The following is an 18012-nucleotide window of genomic DNA, read 5'->3' on the forward strand; positions in this document are numbered from 1 at the left end:
CTCAGGGGAGGCGTGGGCCTAGGAGCGCTTCCAGAAGGAGGGGCGTGAGGCGCGTCCGTGTCCGCCCGGCTCACCAGGTGCGGCGGCGTCGCCGGTCAGTTCGGTGAGGACGGTGATGGCGCGCCGCCACAGCTCGTCCACGTCCGCGCCGGGCGTCGTCTCGGCGGCCGTGAGGTCGGCGGCCAGGGACGCGAGGCGCTCCTCGCCGCCCAGGTAGGTCACCAGCGCCGACAGGCGGCTGCCGAGGTCGGCCAGGTAGCGCAGGCGCTCGGGCGCGGGCAGCGGCGACGCCGCGCGCAGCCGGGCGAGCTCCTCGGCGAGTTGCGGCCGCACGGTGTCCGGCGAGAGCCGGATCGGCGGAGGCGGGGCCATCTTGGGGCTCGGCGCCCGGAAGAACGAGCGCCCGCGCCCGGCGGCCGGCCGCGGGGCCGCCTTCGGCGCCGGGGGAGCTCCGGCGACCACGTCCGGCGCCGCGCCGCCGAATGCCGGGGCGGCGCCCGGCGGCGTCAGGGTCTCGGACTCGGCGTTGAAGATCGCCGGGGCAGCGGCGGTGAACGCCACCGGCATCGACGCCGACATCGGCATGGCCGGGGCCGGCATGTCCCAGCCGCTCGGCATCTCCACCGGCTGGACGACGCGGTGCCGTGGCCCGCCGTCCGCGACCACCCGCGTGTCGACGGCGACGAACGCCGTGAACCTGCACAGAACGCCGTGACGCAGCGAGGTGGCGACGATCTCGCGCTCCAGTTCGTGCTCGCCGGTCGCGTACCGGTCCTCCAGGCGGCGCAGGTGCGCGCGGGCCCAGATCGCCCGCGGGGCCGCGCCCTCGGCGGGCGTCCCGGTCAGGCGCCGCTCCCAGGGGCTGCCGTCGACGGCCGTCCCGTGGACGGTGATCGCGCCGCTGGCGGGGCCGCGGAAACGCCCGGAGACGGTGAGCGGCACCCCGGAGTAGAGCGAACCGAGGTGGGTCACCGTGCCGGGGAGCACGTCGAGGCCGTCCGGCTTGAGCGAAAGGCCGGTGACCAGCGGGGAGCCGATCCTGCGGTGGATGTGCTCCATCGCCTCGTCCAGCCGGTCCTCCGACTCCACGAGCTCGCAGCGGCCCGCGCCGAGCCCGGCCAGCCTGCCGAGGAACCCGGCGTTGACGGCCCGGTCGACGCCGACGGTGTGGACCCGTACGGCTGAGAGCCGCGCGCCGAGGCGTTCGAGGATCTGGTCCTCGTTGCCGACCTGCCCGTCGGTGACCAGCACGAGGACGCGCTCGCGCGAGGAGTCCCCCAGCAGGCCGAGCCCCTGCTCCAGCGGCTCCAGGATCTCGGTGCCGCCGCGGGCCTCCAGCCGCGCGAGGTGCTCGACGGCGCGGTAGCGGTTGCGGTCGGACGCCGGGACGAGCCCCGCGTCCAGCCGGTCGGGGCGCTCCACGACCGAGTCGAACGACAGGACGGCGAACCGGTCGGCGGAGGTCAGCGTGTCGACGATGCGCGCGGCCGCGCGCCGGGCGGCGACCATCTTCCACCCGGCCATGCTGCCCGAGCGGTCCAGCAGCAGCACCACGTCCCTCGGCCGGCGCGCGTCCCGGCCGTCGTCGTCCGGGGGCAGGACGGTGAGGGTGAAGGTGCCGTCGCCGTCGGTCGTGTCCCGCTCGCCGTCGCCGGTGGCCCGGTCGGGGACGAGGGCCAGCGCGCTGGAGGCGTCGAACTCCAGTCGCAGCACGAAGTCCCGGTCCAGGCGCTCTCCGGGCTGGAGGCTCACGGTGTCGTCGTCGCGGGTCACCACATGAAGGCTGGAACGCATCTCGCGCAGGTCCAGCCCGGCGGGGTCCACGCGTGCCGTCAGCGACAGGTGCACGGGGTTCGGGAAGCCGGGCAGCAGCACCGGGGGGCTGATCCGCGAGGCGTCCGGGACGGCGTCGGTGTCGGGCGCCACGCCGTCGCCCGCCGCGCGCTCGTCCAGCGGCGTGCCCGGGATGTACCGGGGGGCGACCACGAGGGGGAAGCGGAACGTCGCGGCGCCGTCCTCGTACGGCAGCGGCTGGCTGAGCGCCAGGCGCACGGTCACGTGCTCGCCCGGCAGGATGTTGCCCACCCGGATGGTGAAGACGTCGGGACGGTCCTCCTCGGCGATGGCGGCCCTGCGGCCCTCGGCCAGGGCGCGGTCGTAGTCCTGACGGGCCTCGCCGCGCTCCTTGAGCACGCCCTCGACCACGCGGCCGTCGGCCTCCATGCGGAAGGACGTCACCGCGGCGCGGTCGGGCAGCGGGAAGACGTACGTCGCCTCCAGCGGCACGTCGAAGGGGTTGCGGAACACCTGGGCCACGCCGACGCCGGAGGTCAGGCCGGTGATCAGCGCCTCCACCTCGACGCTCTCCAGCGGCAGGTTGCCCCGTTCGGTGCGCAGCGCGCCCAGCCCCGCGTCGGGCGTCGGCGCGTACTCACCGGGCTTCAACGAGGTGATCTGAACAGTCATGGGTGCATCCCTTCGGACGGGCCGGACAGGTGGCGCTCATTGAGGACGGACAGCAGGGGGGCGGCGGCCTCGCGCAGCGCGGCGATGTCGCCGGGGGAGGGCGCGCGGCCGTCGAGCAGCAGCGTGATCCCGGGGGCCAGTCGCACGCCGTGCACGAGCCCGTCGGCGTGCGGGAGGACCCCGTCTGCGGGGGCCGCGGCGGCGGACGGGACCGGGAACGGCGGCGCGGACGGCGCGGACGGCGCGGAGGGGGCCGTGAACGGATCGGCCTCGGACGGTGTGACGACGGACGGTGTGACGACGGACGGTGTGACGACGGGCGGGGCCGTGACGGGTGGGGCGGTGACGGGGGCGGGGGCGGGGGAGGGTGCGGCGGGCGGGGCCGGATGCTGAGCCCAGAAGCGCGGCCGGGGCGGTGCGGGTGGCGCTGTGGGATCGGTCACAGCGGCGCCGTCCGTGTGATCGGGGTGGTCGGGCGCATCGGGGGCGGGGAGCCGGGCGATCGCCTCCAGGGCGCCGTCGGTCGCGCCGGTCAGCTCGGCCTGGATGTCGGCGATGGACAGCCCATCGGCCTGGCGGCGCTTGACGGCGACGAGTTGGAGCAGGTGACGCCTGCCGTACAGGGCGACCCTGCCCCTGCGGGTCAGCGGCGGGTCGAGCAGGCCGATGGTCGTGTACCAGCGGATGAGCCGTTCGTTGGGCACGTCGCGGACCCGGCCGTTGGGGCGCGGCGCGGCGGGGCCCAGCGTGTCCGCCGCCCGCTCCGCCAGCTCTCCGATGGTCCAGGTGTCACTCATACCTTCATAGTGACACTGCAATCATTACAGTGTCAACGTTTAGCCCGGGCCGGATCGGTTATGGCGGAAAGAGACACGAGGCCCCGAAACCGGTTATCTCTGAGGAGGAGAACCTCCATGGCCCACATCACCAGCCCGCTTCCCGCCGACAAGCAGAAGATCGTGGGTGAGGCCCTCCACGGCGCGCTCATCGATCTCCTCGACCTCTCGCTCGTGGGCAAGCAGGCCCACTGGAACCTGATAGGCCGCAACTTCCGGTCGCTGCACCTCCAGCTCGACGAGATCGTCGCCCTGGCCCGCAAGGGCGCCGACGACGCGGCGGAGCGCGCGGTGGCCGTCGGCGTGAACCCGGACGGGCGCGCTACGACGATCGCCCGCGACACGCACGTCCAGCAGCTCGACTTCGGCTACATAGAGGACGCCAAGGTCGTCACGGTCTTCACCGAGATACTCGCGGGGATCATCGCCCGCATGCGCGAGCGCATCGAGGTGACCGGGGACGCCGACCTCGTCACCCAGGACCTGCTCATCGAGGTCACCGAGGACCTGGAGAAGCAGCACTGGATGATCCAGGCGCAGCGCTGACCCCGCGGGCGGCGTTCACAGCAGGTCGCGCGCGAGGCAGGCGACCGAGGGCGGGGCGGACAGCAGGACGCGCAGCGCGTCCCAGCGGGCCGCCCCGCCCTTGCCGTTCCTGAGCAGCCCCGCCTCGGCCAGCGCGCGGGCCCATTCACGCCGCCCGGGGACGGCCGCGGCCCGTTCGAGCCGTTCCAGGACGGTACGCCCCTCGCCGGGGGGCTCGGAGTCCTCGCGTTCGTTCGGCTCCCCGTCCGGGGCCTCCGCGTCGCGGGCGAACAGCGACAGCAGGTGCGGCCACCGCACCGTGAGCACCGCCAGCTTGGCCACCTCGTCGTCGCTCGCGCGCGGCGCCCCGGCCAGCGCCCGCCGGTAGGTGACGAACGAGTAGAACCGGAACACGTTCACGTACCGCTTCAGCTCGCGCGGATTGCTCAGCGTCAGCGCCGGGAGCACCCGCTCGATCGCCGCGTACGCGTTCTCGTCGCTGTAGATGTCGTCGTAGACGCGGTCGGCCGCCAGCCGCGCCGCCGCGCCGAGCCCGCCGATCGCGTCGTGCGGCGCTCGCGGGGACGTGCGGGCCGCCCGGCCGCGCGGTGCCCCCATGCCCACGGCTCCCGTCCTGGTCGGGCCCGTCCTGGTCAGGAAGGTGATCGACGTTCGCCGCGAGAACAGGCCGGGCCCGGGCGTTCCCGGGACGGTGGTGGCCCCGACGGCGTCCTGGACGCGGCGGGCGACCGCGTCGAGGTCCTCGGCCGTCGGGCGCAGGGCCCTGATCGCGGACTCCATGCGGTCGACCAGTTCCGGATCCGGCTGCGCGGCCCGCCCGCCCGCGCCGGCCGTGTCCCGTGCCTCCGCGACGGGCCCTTCGCGCGCGGGCGGCACGTCCAGCAGGGTGCGCAGGTACGCGGGGATCCGCTCGCCGTCGTCCAGCAGCGGCACGCTCAGCGGAAGCTGGATGATCTTCTCCAGGAACCGCCACCCCAGCCCCGAACGCTCCTCGGCGCTCGACGGCAGCGTGCGCGCGAGGTCCTGGTAGGCGACCTCGACGTGCGCCGCCACGACCTCCGGCTCCATCGCCAGCACGAACACGCAGTTGGGGAACTCCCCGGCCAGGAACAGGTTCACGGCCTCGATGACCTGCGCGACCGTGCCCGGCGAGCACCGGTCGAGGTCGTCCACGAACACCACCAGCGGCCGCTCCTCGGTCGCCACCATGCCGAGCACGCGCCGCATGTCCGTCTGCACCAGGTGCAGGAAGCCCGTCCGGGACCGGTATCCGGGATCGGGCGCCAGCTCCTGGGCCTGCGCCGGCGACCCGAGCAGGTCAGGCTGGCGCACCAGCTTGCGGAAGGCCGTGTCCGCCGACTCGCCGAGGAAGCGCGTCAGCCGTACGGCCGCGGCGGCCATGAGCAGCAGCGACCCGCCGGACCCGACGGCGGCGGCCGTGCCGCGCAGCAGCGACCCCACCGCGGGGAACAACGCGCCCGCGGCGAGCGACGCGCCCGTGAACAGCAGCGTCCCGCACAGCGCCAGGGCGACCGGCAGCAGGCGCGTGGCCGCCAGCCCGTAGCCGCGCCGGCGCACGGCCTCCCGGTCGACCCGGGACAGGTTCAGCGTCAGCCAGAAGCGCTCGCGATCGCCGCGCGGCAGGCGGCCGGTGACCTGGCTGATGATCTCGTGGGCCAGGCCCGCCCACACCTGCTCGCCGTTCTGGTACATCCACGGGTTGAACCAGACGGTCGGCCGCCAGTGGCCGGGCCGCAGGGGCAGCTCGCCGGGCGTCGCCCGGTCGGTGTCCTCCTCCTCGGGCCGTTTGGCGCGGGCCAGCACCTCGGCGTTGGTCACCCGGCCCCGCCGCCTCCGGGCGCGGCGCGCGGCGTCGGGCCCGCCGAGGTGGATCTCGGCGGCGCGATCCTCGGCCGCGCCGGGGTCGAGCAGGTCCTGGATCATCCGCATCAGCGAGGTCTTCCCCGCCCCCCACGGGCCCTTGACGCCGATCGTGAGCGGCGGGCGGGTGTCGGGGTGGCGGATGAACGCGGCGACGGCCTCGGCGTGGACGCGGTGGCCGAGCCGGTCCTGGAGCGTCCACCGGTCGCCGGTGAGCCGCGCGCGGGGCCGTACGGGACGGGCGGCGGCGCGGCGGCGGCGCAGCAGGGCCGACACGTGCGCCGGCTCGCCCGCCTCCAGCCTGCCCGCGACGCCGTGCCGGATCGCCGGGGCGGCAAGCGGGGCGTCGTGCCCGAGCAGCCCCCAGGCGCGCAGCTCGCGCAGGGCCTCCTCCGGCGGCCCGCCCTCGGCGAGCAGCCGGGCCACCTCCGGGGTGAGCGGCTCGTCCTCCTCCAGCAGCGCGGCCCGGCGCAGCAACTGCCGGGCGTCCGGGCCGAGGTGCACCTCGTAGATCCGGTTCACCAGCTCGGCGGCCGACATCGGCGGCACGGCGTCGCCGAGGACGGCCAGGCGGGCGAGCGCGGCCCCGAACTCCTCGCCGAGATCGTGGACGGCGCGGCGCGGCGACGCGACGCCGATCAGCTCCCCCTCGCCGTAGGTCAGCAGGAACGGCGCGCGGTCCGCGCCGAGGCCGGCGCAGCGCTCCTGCGCGTAGCGGAACAGGTCGCCGACGGAGACGGTACCGTCGCGGTCGAGGTCGGCCTCACCCGACAGGATGCCGTCGGCGAGGATCCCGGTGAGCGACACCGGGCGGCCGTGCCGCGCGGGCACGAGCGCGCTGGTGGTGAGGGCGGCGGCCGCCACCACGGGCTCGCCGCGGACCGGCAGGCGGCCGGTGGCCTCGTGCGGCGGTCCCGGGCTCGCGCTCACCAGCCAGCCGAAGTCCACGATCAGCAGCAGCGCCGCGCCGTCGGAGCGCTCGACGCGGCCGGCGAACTCGTCCATCAGCGCGCCGAACTCCCGCCGCCCCCATCCCGACTCGGTGGACCAGCGCACGAGCAGCAGGTCGCCGGGCTCGACCGTGTCCAGGAAGGCGCCGACCCGCCCGTGGTCGGCCGCGTCGCCCTCGGCCGTCTCGACGGCGTACCCCTCGGCGGTGAGCGCGTGCACCAGCCTGCGGTCGGCCCCGGCGGCCCTGGGAACGCCCTCGCGGTCGAGGAAGACCAGCGCCTTGCGCGTCCTGATCGCCGGAGCGGGCGGGGCTGAGATGATCAACGAGGTCAACGGCGGCTCCCCTGGCCGGGCGGCGGGCTCGGACGTCCCCGGATCCGGCGACGCGGCGCCCGCACGATGATCGCAGCCCGCCGGCCCCGGTCCGGGTGCGGCGCGGGAGGCGAGACAGAGGCCTTGCCCGGCGTTTGCCGAGGCTTGCCGATCTTCGCCGACCCCTTTCCCGAGTCCCTTCCCGAGCCTTTCCTTTCGAGCCGCCGAGAGCCGCCGAGAGCCGCCGAGGGCCGTTCAGAGCCGCTGCGCGCGGGGCCCGGATCAGAGGTCCCGCGACCAGCTCTGGACGGTGACGTCCGCGCCGTAGGAGCGCTCGTCGTGCTGCTCGTCGAGCGTGAAGCCCGCCCGCTCGTAGATGCGCCGCGCGGCGGCAAGCGCGTCGACGGTCATCAGGACGATGCGCGCGTACCCGGCGCGCCGGGCGAAGGCCAGGCACTCCTCGACCAGGCGCCCGCCGAGGCCCATGCCCCGGGCGGAGGGCTCGACCAGCAGGACCCGCAGCCGCGCCGTCCGGTCGTCCTCCCTGACGCACATGATCGAGCCCGCGGGCTCGCCGTCCACCTCGGCGATCCAGCACGCCTCCCGCTTGGGGTCGTGGTGCTGGACGTAGTCGGCGACGATGCGCGCGGTCATCGCCTCGAACGTCTCGTCCCAGCCGTACTCCTCGGCGTACACCACGCCGTGCCGGTGGACGATCCAGCCGAGGTCGCCGGGGCGGGGCGGGCGGATGACGCACGGCCCGCCGCCGTCGCCGTCGCCGAGGACGCGCCGGATGGCGGCCATGCTGGAGGTCAGCCGCCGCCGGTCCTCCCCGGCGAGGGGCGTCAGCAGGTTCCGCACGTCCGACGCCGACGCCGCGTCCAGCGTCCGCCACACCTCGTGGCCGCAGGGGCTGAGCCGCAGGACCTGCCGCCGGGCGTCGGCGGCCGAGCGCGCCCGCGTGACCAGCCCGCCGGACTCGAACCGCGCCAGCATACGGCTGAGGTAGCCGGCGTCCAGGTCGAGCAGCCGCCGCAGCTCGCCGGTCTCCATCTCCTCGTGCGCGCGCAGCTCGAACAGGACCCTCGCCTCGGTCAGGGAGTACGGCGTGTCGTGCATTCTGGCGCCGAGGACGCCGATCACGCGCGTGTAGAAGCGGTTGAAGGCGCGGACTTCGGTGACGAGCTCATCCATCGCTTGCTCCAATCAGCGGATTCGTTGACCGAGTCAAGCATGTTGGGGTGCCGAAGATCCAGACCCCGGCGCTGCGGAAACGCCGGGTTCCGTGCGGGAAAAGCGGAATCCGATGCGGGACGGGGACGCACCGGACGATCCATGTGGCCACAACGAGGATCAAGGAGAGGGCGGAGCGCTATCGTCGGTGGCATGACTTCGGGGACTTCGGAGACTTCAGGCAACGGCACGCGCGCCGCGGGCCACGAGGTGGTCTACATCGGCGGATACACCCCGGAGACCGGCGGCACCGGCCTCGGGCTCACGGTCGCCCGGCGGGAGGGCGGCGCGCTCACCGCGATCGCCGAGACCTCCGCGCCCGGCCCGTCCTTCCTGGCCATGCACCCGCGCCTGCCCGTCCTGTACGCCGTCCTGGAGCGCGAGGAGGGCGGCGTCGCCGCCTACTCGGCCGACCCCGAGGGCCCCAAGCTGCTCGCCGACGGCAACAGCGGCGGGTCCTACCCCTGCCACCTGGCCGTCGACCCGACCGGCACGTGGCTCGCCGTCGCCAACTACGGCGACGGCACCGTCGCGATGTACCGGCTCGGCAGCTCCGGCCTGTTCGACGGCCGCCCGAGGCTCTTCCCCAACGAGGGCCACGGCCCCGACCCCGTGCGCCAGGCCGAGCCGCACGCCCACCAGGCCGTGTTCGGCCCGGGCCGCACACTGCACGTCACCGACCTCGGCACCGACGAGGTCCGCCGCTGGCTGATCGGCGCCGGGCCCGAGCCCCACCCGGAGGGGCCCGTGCGCCTGCCGTCCGGCTCCGGCCCGCGGCACATGGCGCGCCACGGCGACCGCTGGTACGTCGCGGGCGAGCTCGACGGCATGATCACCGTCCTGGACTCCGCGTGGCGCGAGATCGGGCGCACGCCCGCCAGCCGGTCCTCCGTCCGCAACCACGTCTCGCACATCGAGATCGCCCCCGACGGCCGCCACCTCTACGTCGCCAACCGCGGACCCGACACCATCTCGGTCTTCGCCCTCGCCGGCGGCGACGGCCCGGGGCTCACGCCGGTCGCCGAGGTCGGGTCCGGCGGGCTGTGGCCCCGGCACTTCGCCCTGGACGGCGACCGCATGTACGTCGCCAACCAGCGTTCCGACGAGGTCGCCACGCTCGCGCTGAGGGACGGCGTCCCCCAGGTCACGGGCGAGGGCTTCAAGGTCGGCAGCCCGTCGTGTGTCCTCGTGGTGCCCGCCTGAGCGGCCCGTTTCACGCCGCCGCGCCGCGTACGGTACGGTCTAACCGCTTGGTCTAGACCAATGTTGGCGCCTGCGGCACAATGCCATGCGGCGGCGGCCACATCGGCGACCTCGACGACATCGGGCGCTCCGGCGGCGGAAGGCGAGTCGATGGCCGCGGAGCTCAACATAGTCTGACTGTGAACCCCATCGGGAGGAACCAGCCATGCGCATCGGAGTACTGACCGGGGGCGGCGACTGCCCCGGGCTCAACGCGGTCATCCGCGCCGTCGTCCGCAAGGGCATCGGCGTCTACGGCCACGAGTTCGTCGGCTTCCGCGACGGCTGGCGCGGCCCGCTCGAAGGCGACACCATGCCGCTGGAGATCCAGTCCGTCCGCGGCATCCTCCCGCGCGGCGGCACCATCCTCGGCTCCTCGCGCACCAACCCCATCAAGATCGAGGGCGGTGTCGACCGCATCAAGGCCAACCTGGCCGAGGGCGGCATCGACGCGCTCATCGCGATCGGCGGCGAGGACACCCTGGGCGTCGCCAAGCAGCTCTACGACCGCGGCGTCAACGTCATCGGCGTGCCGAAGACGATCGACAACGACCTCAACGCCACCGACTACACCTTCGGCTTCGACACGGCCGTCAACATCGCCACCGAGGCGATCGACCGCCTGCACACCACGGCCGAGTCCCACCACCGCGCGCTGATCTGCGAGGTCATGGGCCGCCACGCGGGCTGGATCGCCCTGCACGCGGGCATGGCGGCCGGCGCCAACGTCATCCTCATCCCCGAGAAGCCGTTCGACATCGACAAGGTCTGCGCCTACGTCGAGAGCCGCTTCAAGATCCGCTACTCGCCCATCATCGTCGTCGCCGAGGGCGCCCACCCGATCGAGGGCCAGATGACCCTGCAGGGCGGCGAGCTCGACTCGTTCGGCCACGTCCGCCTCGGCGGCATCGGCGAGATGCTCGCCCACGAGATCGAGAAGCGCACCGGCAAGGAGGCCCGCACCACCGTGCTCGGCCACGTCCAGCGCGGCGGCACCCCGAGCGCCTACGACCGCGTACTGGCCACCCGCTTCGGCCTGCAGGCGATCGACGCCGCCCACGAGGGCGACTTCGGCAAGATGGTCGCGCTGCGCGGCACCGACATCGTCCGCGTCGGCCTGGACGCGGCGACCTCCGAGCTGAAGACCGTCCCGGTGTCCCGGTACGAGGAGGCCGAGGTCTTCTTCGGCTGATCGCCGGCGCCCGCCCGGCGGGCGCGCCGCGACCGTACGCCTCCGGCCGCCCGTCAGGGGCCGGAGGCGTTCTCGTTCTCGTTCCCGGGTGTGGCCGAGGCCGGGTCTGTCACCTCCAGGTGAGGGGGCCGGCGGGAGGTCCGGGGGACCGGCAGGTCGTCATCCGGGATAAATTGAGTGGTGCCGCACGCCGGAACGGTCGTCACCCGGCGCGCGCCCGATCCCGACCCTCATGCCCGGAGGCCTCCGTATGTCCGTCGTGCCCCCCTCAGCTCTGGGCGAGCCCTGCGTCCTGCTGAAGCTGGGCGAGGTCGTCCTGAAGGGCAAGAACCGCGAGCTGTTCGAGCGGAGGCTTCAGGCGAACATCAAGTCGGCGCTGAAGAGCTCCGGCGTGCGCGCCGACGTCCGCCAGCGGCACGGCGTCATCGCGATCCTGCTGCCCGAGGGCACGAGCGTGGACGTCGCCGACGCCGTCGCCGAGCGCCTCGCCGACGTCATGGGCCTGGTGTGGATCCACCGCGCCTGGCGCGTCGCCAAGGACCCCGACGCCGTCACGGCCGCGGCCCTGGAGCTGGTCGCCGGGCGCACCGAGCTGATCGAGCGGCGGGCGACGTTCGCGGTCCGCTCGCGCCGCCGCGACAAGCGGTTCCCGCTGCGCTCCAACGAGCTCGACCGCGTGGTCGGCGGCGAGATCAACGACAAGTACGGCCTGCCGGTGCGGCTGAAGAACCCCGAGCTCACCGTCCACATCGAGGTCGACAGGGACGAGGTGTTCGTCTTCACCGACGGCCTGCCGGGCCAGGGCGGCCTGCCCGTCGGCATCAGCGGGCGCGGCCTGGTGCTCATGTCCGGCGGCATCGACTCGCCGGTGGCGGCCTACCGCATGCTCCGCCGCGGTCTCAGCGTCGACTTCCTGCACTTCTCCGGCATCCCGTTCACCACGTCGGAGTCGATCTACAAGGCGTACGCGCTGGTGCGGGCGCTGGCCAAGTTCCAGGACCGCGCGCGGCTGTTCGTGGTGCCGTTCGGCAAGGCACAGCAGTCCCTGCGCTCCTCCGGCGCCGACCGGCTGCAGGTCGTCGCCCAGCGCCGCCTGATGCTCAAGACCGCCGAAGAGGTCGCCCACCGCCTGCGGCGCGACGTGCTGATCACCGGAGACTCCCTCGGCCAGGTCTCCTCCCAGACCCTGCAGAACCTCACCGCGCTGGACGACGCGGTCGCGATGCCGATCCTGCGCCCGCTCATCGGCATGGACAAGACCGAGATCATGGCCGAGGCCCGCCGCATCGGCACCCTGGCGATCAGCGAACTCCCCGACGAGGACTGCTGCACGCTGCTGGCCCCCCGCCGCGCCGAGACCCGCGCCAAGATCGCCGACCTCCGCCAGATAGAGAAGCGCCTGGACGCCGAAGAACTCGCCGTCCAACTCGCCGCCTCGATCCAGGAGTACAAACTCGACACCCCGCCTGACCCCGGCGTCCCGCGCGAGCGCTCATCGATCTGACGCACCCTCTTCCAGCCAGGTCGCGAACGCCCAGGCGTCGACCCGCGAACGCACCGGGACCTCTGGCCACAGCCACAACACGAAAATCCCCCTGAAAACGGAATCAGACCGGTGAACAGCCCGATACCCAGCACCGCGCGGGCTTCTCCGGTACGGCCCTCCTGGATCGCGAGCCTGTGGCGACGTCCGGGGTCACCCGGATGTCCGGCCCTTCTCATCGGAGGGCGTGGGTGACCCAGACATTCGGCTCGACGTACACCGCGTGGTCGTGGGCGGTGTCGCAGTGGACGGGGACGAGGGCCCCGGGCACCTCGACGTCGCCGGTCGCGTCGAACGGGAGCCCGGTCCAGGCGCGCCACTCCCGCAGCGTGCCCGCGATGGTCATCGACCGGGACGCGACCTCCCCGACGACCCCACCGGCCCGTGCGTGGACGCGCAGCCACGGATCGGCGGGCAGGCCGTCCTGCCGGCGCTCGGCCGCGTACTCGACCATGGGTGTGCGCAGGCGCAGGTGCTTGCCGCTGGGCCGCACCGGCGCGACGAGACGGGCGAACCCGAGGCGGGCGGCCTGGTCGCGCAGGGCCGCCGGCATCACCGCCGACAGCCCCTTGCCCTGCACGTCCGGCCGGACCGTGATCTCCAGCGCCGAGACGGTGTCCGGGACGTCGCCCCGCCGCCGCGTCCTGGCGGCCCGCCACAACACGCCGTCCCACCCGTTCCCGGGCAGCTCGTCTCCACCGAGCAGGAACGGCACCGACAGCGCCCGCGCCACCAACCGGCCGTCGCCGTCCACCGCGGCCAGCGTGAACTCGGCCCACTCGGTGGCCGCGACCGGGTAGACCAGGTCGGCCGCCGGGTCCTCCTTCATGAAGGCGGGCCAGGTGTCGGCCATCTCCCACAGCAGGGATGCCAACTCAGGCCGCTCGGCCAGCGTGACGACGCACAGATCCATGCCCCCGAGGGTCGCCATCGGCCACCGGCACGGTCAACTCGATTTCGGACCGCCCTGCGCCAGGGGAGGGTCGTACCCATCCGCCGGCCGCGGCGTGGTCCGGCTCCCCGAGGGCGCGAGGACGATCCTGCCGAACACCTCGCCGGCTTCCATCTTCCGGTGAGCCAGCACGGCCTGCTCCAGGGACAGCCGCTCGCACACCACCGAGTGCAGCTCGCCGCGACCCGCGGCGGCGAACAGCTCGGCGGTCACGGCGCGCCGGTCGGGCTCGGCCACGGTGGCCGCGCTGAAGGTCGCGAACGACATCGATTTCTGGAACGCCGCGAACATCTCCATGCCGAAGTCCGCCGGCGGGTGGCCCGCGACCGCGCCGACGGCCACCATTCGGCCGTTCGGGTTGAGCCTGGCGAAGAACGAGGGCATGCGCGCGCCGGCGACGATGTCGATGATGACGTCGTAGCCCGCCGGAGCGTCCTCGCCTCCCCCGCCGGAGCGGTCCAGCACGTGGGTCGCGCCGAGCTTGCGCAGCCGATCGCCGCGCTCGGCCGACGACGTCGTGACCGCCACCGTGCCGGCACCACCGCGAGCCGCGAGCTGGACCGTCATGATCCCGATGCCACCGGCCGCGCCACGCACCAGCACCGACTCGCCGGAAGCGAAGCGGGCATGGCGAAGGCCGAAGTGGGCCACCACTCCGGAGCTCCCGAGCGTCACCGCGTCGGCGGCCGAAATGCCCGCCGGGAGGGGGAGGAGTCTCTCGGCCGGGACGATCGCCAGCTCGGCGTAGCCGCCCATGCCGGTGAACGCCCAGACGCGCCGGCCGGCCCATGATGTGTCGACGCCATCGCCGACCGCGGTCACGGTGCCCGCTATCTCGCTGCCGAGGACGTGACCTTCCCTGAAGCCGTAGGCGGCGAGCGCACCGCTTCGGATCATGGTGTCGACGCCGCCGACGCCGATCGCCTCGGTGGCGATCAGTACCTGCCCGGCAGCGGGACTCGGGTCAGGGAGGTCGACGACCGCGAGGCCCTCGGGACTTCCGAACGCCTGGATCGCAACTGCCTTCAATGTCGTCTCCGTGTTCTGGAATCGATGTTCTGGAATCGATCGGGACAGGTCCGGGCACCGCCCGGACGCCGCGGACGCCAGAGGTCCGTGGAGAGTCGCGAAGCTCTCATGCACGCGGACGCTACCGGACGCCATCGTCCGTTTAGCTAAAGTGAGAGCGGTGACCAGCCGTTTGCCTCACACCCTGCGCTCCGACGCCCGGGACAACCGCGAACTCATCCTCGACGCGGCCCGCGCGGTGTTCGCCGCCGAAGGCCTGAACGTGCCGATGCGGGAGATCGCCCGGCGCGCAGGTGTCGGCCCCGCCACCCTGTACCGCCGCTTCCCGACCAAGGAGACGCTGGTCACCGAGGCCCTCGCGGGTCAGATGCGCGCGTGCCGCGCCATCGTGGACGAGGGGCTCGCCGACCCCGATGCGTGGCACGGCTTCTGCCGTGTGATCGAGAGAATCTGTGAGCTGCACGCCCACGACCGGGGCTTCACCGCGGCCTTCATGTCGGCCTTCCCCAAAGCGATGGATTTCGCCGCGGATCGCGAATACGCGCTGCGCTCGATGGCCCGACTGGCCCGCCGCGCCATGGACGCCGGCCGCCTGCGCCCCGACTTCGTCCTGGACGACCTGGTCCTCATGATCATGGCCAACGGCGGTATCCGCGCCGCCTCACCGGCCGCCGCGGTCGCCGCCTCCCGGCGTTTCGCCGCTCTCGCGATACAGGCCTTTCAGGCCTCTCCGAAGGCCTCCCCGCTACCGCCGGCGGCACGGCTGGCGCCGGTGACTTTAATCCCCTGACACACCCCCGTCACGTGAACCGGACCGATGATCGAGGACTACCTGTTCCCGATCTCGGAGGGCGCGTTGGCGCCGGCCATTGTGCTCGGCAGGGCGAAGGACCGGCGGTTGACGCGTTGAGCGCTCCGGCCCGTGCTCAGCTTCAACAGCGTCGCGGGCGTACCTGGCAGATCATGGACTTCTTCGGCGGATGGATCGCATCCGGCGTCACTCCTGGTCGGCTCGTGCAAAGCAACTTGGTATCCGCAACGTTCTGGGTGCCGACACCCTGGCTGAACGCGCGGCGCGGCTGGATGAGCAGGCGCAGGCTGAGGCACGGCGTAAGGGTCGGCTTGTACCGGGCACGACTTCGACGGAGGGTAAGGGCGGACCGCTGCGTCGTCGTAGTGCCCGGCATGCGTTTGTCGCCTCGGCGAGGCCACGACCTGCGGCGGGCCACGCTGGGCCGCTCGTAAGGCCCCTGAGGTCGGGTGAAGTCATCGATGGACGCAACCTGGTGGATCGGGCATGCTGGTACCACCTACGCGGAGGATCAAATGGCGGGGATCGGGCTCACCGAGATCGTGTTGGTGTTGGTGTTGTGGGGCGTTCCAGCCGTGTTGTTGTTCTTCTTTATCTACTGGGCGATCCGCCTGGCGATCCGCCATGAGAAGCGGCGGGTGCCAACTCTACGAGAGATCGCGGATCAGGAACGGCGGGAACGCGTGGCGGCGGAGCATGACGCTCAGCGTCGTACCAGTCAACGCCGGTCCGAATGACCAGCGAAAGGGCACACGCCGGAGTCATTTGGTCGGACGGCATCCATGCTCTTTCCGGCCGATGCCCCGGCCACGCCTCCGAGGGACTTAACGGGCTGTGAACCCGCCGTCCACCGTGAAGATGGCGCCAGTCACCCAGTTGGCCTGCTCCGAGGCGAGGAATGCGACTGAGTTCGCGATGTCGCCGGCGACACCCAGGTTCGGCCAGGGGGACTGCGCGTGAAGGAGCTCGCTCGTGGCCGGGTCATCGAGATAGGGGCGGCCCATCGCGGTGGCGACGAAGCCGGGGCATATCGCGGAGACGTTGATCCGCTTCGGGGCGAAGTCGACCGCGAGCTGACGGGTCAGGTTGACCACGCCGCCCTTGGATGCGCAGTAAGCCGGCTCCTGTTCGAGCCCGATCAGGCCGCCGATCGAGGCGATGTTGATGATCTTGCCGCGGCAGCCGCGAACGACCTCTTGCTTGAGGAACTGAGCGATCGCGAACTTCGAGCCAAGCCAGACCCCCTTGAGGTTGACCGCGATCGTGCGGTCGAAGTCAGCCTCGGTCTCCTCGACGATCGTGCCGATGCTTGCGGTGATGCCCGCGTTGTTGACCATCACGTCGAGCCGCCCATAGTTCAAAACGGTGCGGGCGACCAGATCCGCGACCTGCTCGGCCTGGGTCACGTCCGACTGAACGAAGGTCGCTCGACCGCCTTGCCGGTGGATGACCTCGTGCGTCGGCACTTCCGGCTCGTCTTCATAGCCACCGGGAAGTGGCTCTGGACGGAGGTCGGTGCAAACAACCGAGTACCCATCGCCGGCGAACCGCAGTGCGATCGCGCGGCCGTTTCCAGAACTCGCTCCGGTGACGATCACGGTTCTTCCGGAAATGAACACTGTCGCCTCTCTCGTGGTTGGACCTGTCCGGCGGTCGCTGGACTCGGCAAGTCAGCCACGGTACGGGCCGTGGGAAGGCGCGGGCATCGGCACTATGTACTGCCTCGCGCCCTACTTTGTGAGGAGTTCAGGGCAACGACCCGGCAAATCGACGTCAGCGCCCTGCGTAAACTCCGGCACCGATATTGGGGCTCGACACTACGCACCTGGCGCTTCAAGCACTAAAATCGCACGGCATGGCGCGTGCTCACGACACATCCATTGTGGATGTCTCCAACCAACTGAGTGAGGAGTGCACCGAGCTTGGGGATGCCGCCGCCGACTCAATCTTCGCCGACCTGCCCAGCTACGCCGGCGTCGATCGAGGGTCGGTGCGTCTGTCGGTGGCCCGGAACATTCGCCGCGCGATCGAGACGCTCCAGGCAGGATCTGCGCCGTCCCCGGAAACCGCCGGAGAAGCCGCGACGACCACCGTCGAACGCGCCGGACAAGGCGTACCCATTGAAGACATCATCCGCGGGTACCGGATCTCGCTACGGGTCATCCACGACCGATTTCTCGAGATCGCCGACGAGCACGGGCTGGACGCTCAACAGATCCTCCGCAGCTCGAACTTGCTGTGGAACCTTGGAGACTGGTTCGTCGCAAGTGCGGCGGTCGCCTACAGAGGTTTCGCAGTTGACGAGGCCGTCCGAGAATCCGTGCGACGTGCGGACTGGATGAACGCGCTCCTCGCCGGCGACCTTACCGCGAGCCAGGCCGCGTCAACGGTCCGAGCGCTGGGCCTGGACCCGGATCTGCGGCTTCGTGTCTTCTACGTCGTACCCGCTGGGAACGTGACGCCGGACCAGGTTCGTCGATCCGTTGAGGCGATGGCCGACACGACCACCACAGTTGTCGAAGGAAACCGGCACTGGCGCGGCCTGACGACCGCCCCGGGGCCTTTGGTGATCACTGACGCGGTCGCTGCCCTCGGCCCCGAGGTCGCCTTTCTTGAACTCCCAGAATCGGATCGGCTTGCAGCCCGAGTCCTCAAGGTCATGCCACGTACCGAGCCTGGATGCTTCCGGTTCGAGGACCTCAGTTGGCGCCTGGCCATCGATGCGGAACCCGCCCTCACCGCGCATCTTCGACGCAAATACATCGAGTCGGTCGAACCACTCGGGCAGTTTGGAGCCCAATTGCTGGAGAGCGTGCATGCCTACCTCGTCAACCACCTCAACGTGACCCGAGCCGCCCGCGCGCTCTTCGTCCACCCGAACACGCAGCGCTACCGCATGGACAAGTACGAGCGCCATGTCGGAGTCTCCCTTGCCTCGGTGTCCACGATCGCCGAACTCGCCTGGGTGCTCGATCTCCCTATCGAGCACACGACCACACCGACCGACTGATTGTTCAT

General features: G+C 72.2%; 14 protein-coding genes. 7 read left to right on the forward strand and 7 right to left on the reverse strand.

Annotated elements, in window-relative coordinates:
* Window positions 1-18: 18 nt before the first annotated feature.
* Complete coding sequence (locus AB0H21_RS08345; RefSeq protein WP_358513438.1) at window positions 19-2466, reverse strand: VIT domain-containing protein; 2448 nt, start codon at window positions 2464-2466, stop codon at window positions 19-21.
* On the reverse strand, window positions 2463-3263 hold the full coding sequence (locus AB0H21_RS08350; protein WP_358513440.1) for a helix-turn-helix domain-containing protein: 801 nt from the start codon (window positions 3261-3263) through the stop codon (window positions 2463-2465). The genes AB0H21_RS08345 and AB0H21_RS08350 overlap by 4 nt, the downstream gene beginning before the upstream one ends.
* Before the next feature lie 117 nt (window positions 3264-3380).
* On the opposite strand from AB0H21_RS08350, the gene AB0H21_RS08355 reads away from it, so the two are divergent.
* Window positions 3381-3848: a DNA starvation/stationary phase protection protein gene (locus AB0H21_RS08355; RefSeq protein WP_358513442.1), complete on the forward strand. Its 468-nt coding sequence runs from the start codon at window positions 3381-3383 to the stop codon at window positions 3846-3848.
* 15 nt (window positions 3849-3863) lie between these two features.
* On the opposite strand, the gene AB0H21_RS08360 is transcribed toward AB0H21_RS08355, so the two are convergent.
* Window positions 3864-7013: a P-loop NTPase fold protein gene (locus AB0H21_RS08360; RefSeq protein ID WP_358513444.1), complete on the reverse strand. Its 3150-nt coding sequence runs from the start codon at window positions 7011-7013 to the stop codon at window positions 3864-3866.
* Between the two features lie 261 nt (window positions 7014-7274).
* A complete protein-coding gene (locus tag AB0H21_RS08365; protein WP_358513446.1) occupies window positions 7275-8186 on the reverse strand; it encodes a helix-turn-helix domain-containing GNAT family N-acetyltransferase in 912 nt (303 codons plus the stop codon).
* Between the two features lie 192 nt (window positions 8187-8378).
* Between AB0H21_RS08365 and AB0H21_RS08370 the strand changes: the two genes are divergently transcribed.
* From AB0H21_RS08370 to thiI, 3 genes are all read left to right on the forward strand, one after another.
* Window positions 8379-9428, forward strand: coding sequence for a lactonase family protein (locus tag AB0H21_RS08370; protein ID WP_358513448.1), 1050 nt, complete (start codon window positions 8379-8381; stop codon window positions 9426-9428).
* A gap of 205 nt (window positions 9429-9633) precedes the next feature.
* Window positions 9634-10659 carry a 6-phosphofructokinase gene (locus AB0H21_RS08375; protein WP_358513450.1) on the forward strand — a complete coding sequence of 342 codons (1026 nt, stop codon included), beginning with the start codon at window positions 9634-9636 and terminating at the stop codon, window positions 10657-10659.
* Window positions 10660-10909: 250 nt separating this feature from the next.
* Window positions 10910-12163 (forward strand): tRNA uracil 4-sulfurtransferase ThiI, encoded by a 1254-nt coding sequence (gene thiI / locus AB0H21_RS08380; protein WP_358513452.1) that lies wholly within the window; start codon window positions 10910-10912, stop codon window positions 12161-12163.
* Between the two features lie 214 nt (window positions 12164-12377).
* Here the strand turns inward: thiI and AB0H21_RS08385 are convergent, their stop codons facing one another.
* Together AB0H21_RS08385 and AB0H21_RS08390 are read right to left on the reverse strand one after the other, a co-directional pair.
* A complete protein-coding gene (locus AB0H21_RS08385; protein WP_358513454.1) occupies window positions 12378-13115 on the reverse strand; it encodes an N-acetyltransferase in 738 nt (245 codons plus the stop codon).
* Between the two features lie 33 nt (window positions 13116-13148).
* A complete protein-coding gene (locus tag AB0H21_RS08390; protein WP_358513456.1) occupies window positions 13149-14183 on the reverse strand; it encodes a zinc-dependent alcohol dehydrogenase family protein in 1035 nt (344 codons plus the stop codon).
* Window positions 14184-14343: 160 nt separating this feature from the next.
* On the opposite strand from AB0H21_RS08390, the gene AB0H21_RS08395 reads away from it, so the two are divergent.
* The gene (locus tag AB0H21_RS08395; protein ID WP_358513458.1) at window positions 14344-14973 is read left to right on the forward strand and encodes a helix-turn-helix domain-containing protein; all 630 of its coding nucleotides are present in this window, start codon (window positions 14344-14346) and stop codon (window positions 14971-14973) included.
* A gap of 482 nt (window positions 14974-15455) precedes the next feature.
* Window positions 15456-15731 (forward strand): hypothetical protein, encoded by a 276-nt coding sequence (locus AB0H21_RS08400; RefSeq protein WP_358513460.1) that lies wholly within the window; start codon window positions 15456-15458, stop codon window positions 15729-15731.
* Between the two features lie 87 nt (window positions 15732-15818).
* Here AB0H21_RS08400 and AB0H21_RS08405 read toward each other — a convergent pair whose 3' ends face one another.
* A complete protein-coding gene (locus tag AB0H21_RS08405; RefSeq protein ID WP_358513462.1) occupies window positions 15819-16592 on the reverse strand; it encodes an SDR family oxidoreductase in 774 nt (257 codons plus the stop codon).
* Between the two features lie 257 nt (window positions 16593-16849).
* Between AB0H21_RS08405 and AB0H21_RS08410 the strand changes: the two genes are divergently transcribed.
* Window positions 16850-18004 carry a helix-turn-helix domain-containing protein gene (locus tag AB0H21_RS08410; RefSeq protein WP_358513464.1) on the forward strand — a complete coding sequence of 385 codons (1155 nt, stop codon included), beginning with the start codon at window positions 16850-16852 and terminating at the stop codon, window positions 18002-18004.
* The last annotated feature ends 8 nt before the right edge of the window (window positions 18005-18012 follow it).

The organism is Sphaerisporangium sp. NPDC051011 (assembly GCF_040653595.1).
In the GTDB taxonomy this organism is placed as follows: Bacteria; Actinomycetota; Actinomycetes; order Streptosporangiales; family Streptosporangiaceae; genus Sphaerisporangium.

What these genes read in the sequence shown, in the direction of transcription:
- AB0H21_RS08370 (WP_358513448.1), top strand. Translation starts at nt 8,379, where the DNA reads ATGACTTCGGGGACTTCGGAGACTTCAGGCAACGGCACGCGCGCCGCG.
- AB0H21_RS08355 (WP_358513442.1), top strand. Translation starts at nt 3,381, where the DNA reads ATGGCCCACATCACCAGCCCGCTTCCCGCCGACAAGCAGAAGATCGTG.
- AB0H21_RS08385 (WP_358513454.1), bottom strand. Translation starts at nt 13,115, where the DNA reads ATGGATCTGTGCGTCGTCACGCTGGCCGAGCGGCCTGAGTTGGCATCC.
- AB0H21_RS08350 (WP_358513440.1), bottom strand. Translation starts at nt 3,263, where the DNA reads ATGAGTGACACCTGGACCATCGGAGAGCTGGCGGAGCGGGCGGCGGAC.
- AB0H21_RS08400 (WP_358513460.1), top strand. Translation starts at nt 15,456, where the DNA reads ATGGACGCAACCTGGTGGATCGGGCATGCTGGTACCACCTACGCGGAG.
- thiI (WP_358513452.1), top strand. Translation starts at nt 10,910, where the DNA reads ATGTCCGTCGTGCCCCCCTCAGCTCTGGGCGAGCCCTGCGTCCTGCTG.
- AB0H21_RS08410 (WP_358513464.1), top strand. Translation starts at nt 16,850, where the DNA reads ATGGCGCGTGCTCACGACACATCCATTGTGGATGTCTCCAACCAACTG.
- AB0H21_RS08345 (WP_358513438.1), bottom strand. Translation starts at nt 2,466, where the DNA reads ATGACTGTTCAGATCACCTCGTTGAAGCCCGGTGAGTACGCGCCGACG.
- AB0H21_RS08365 (WP_358513446.1), bottom strand. Translation starts at nt 8,186, where the DNA reads ATGGATGAGCTCGTCACCGAAGTCCGCGCCTTCAACCGCTTCTACACG.
- AB0H21_RS08375 (WP_358513450.1), top strand. Translation starts at nt 9,634, where the DNA reads ATGCGCATCGGAGTACTGACCGGGGGCGGCGACTGCCCCGGGCTCAAC.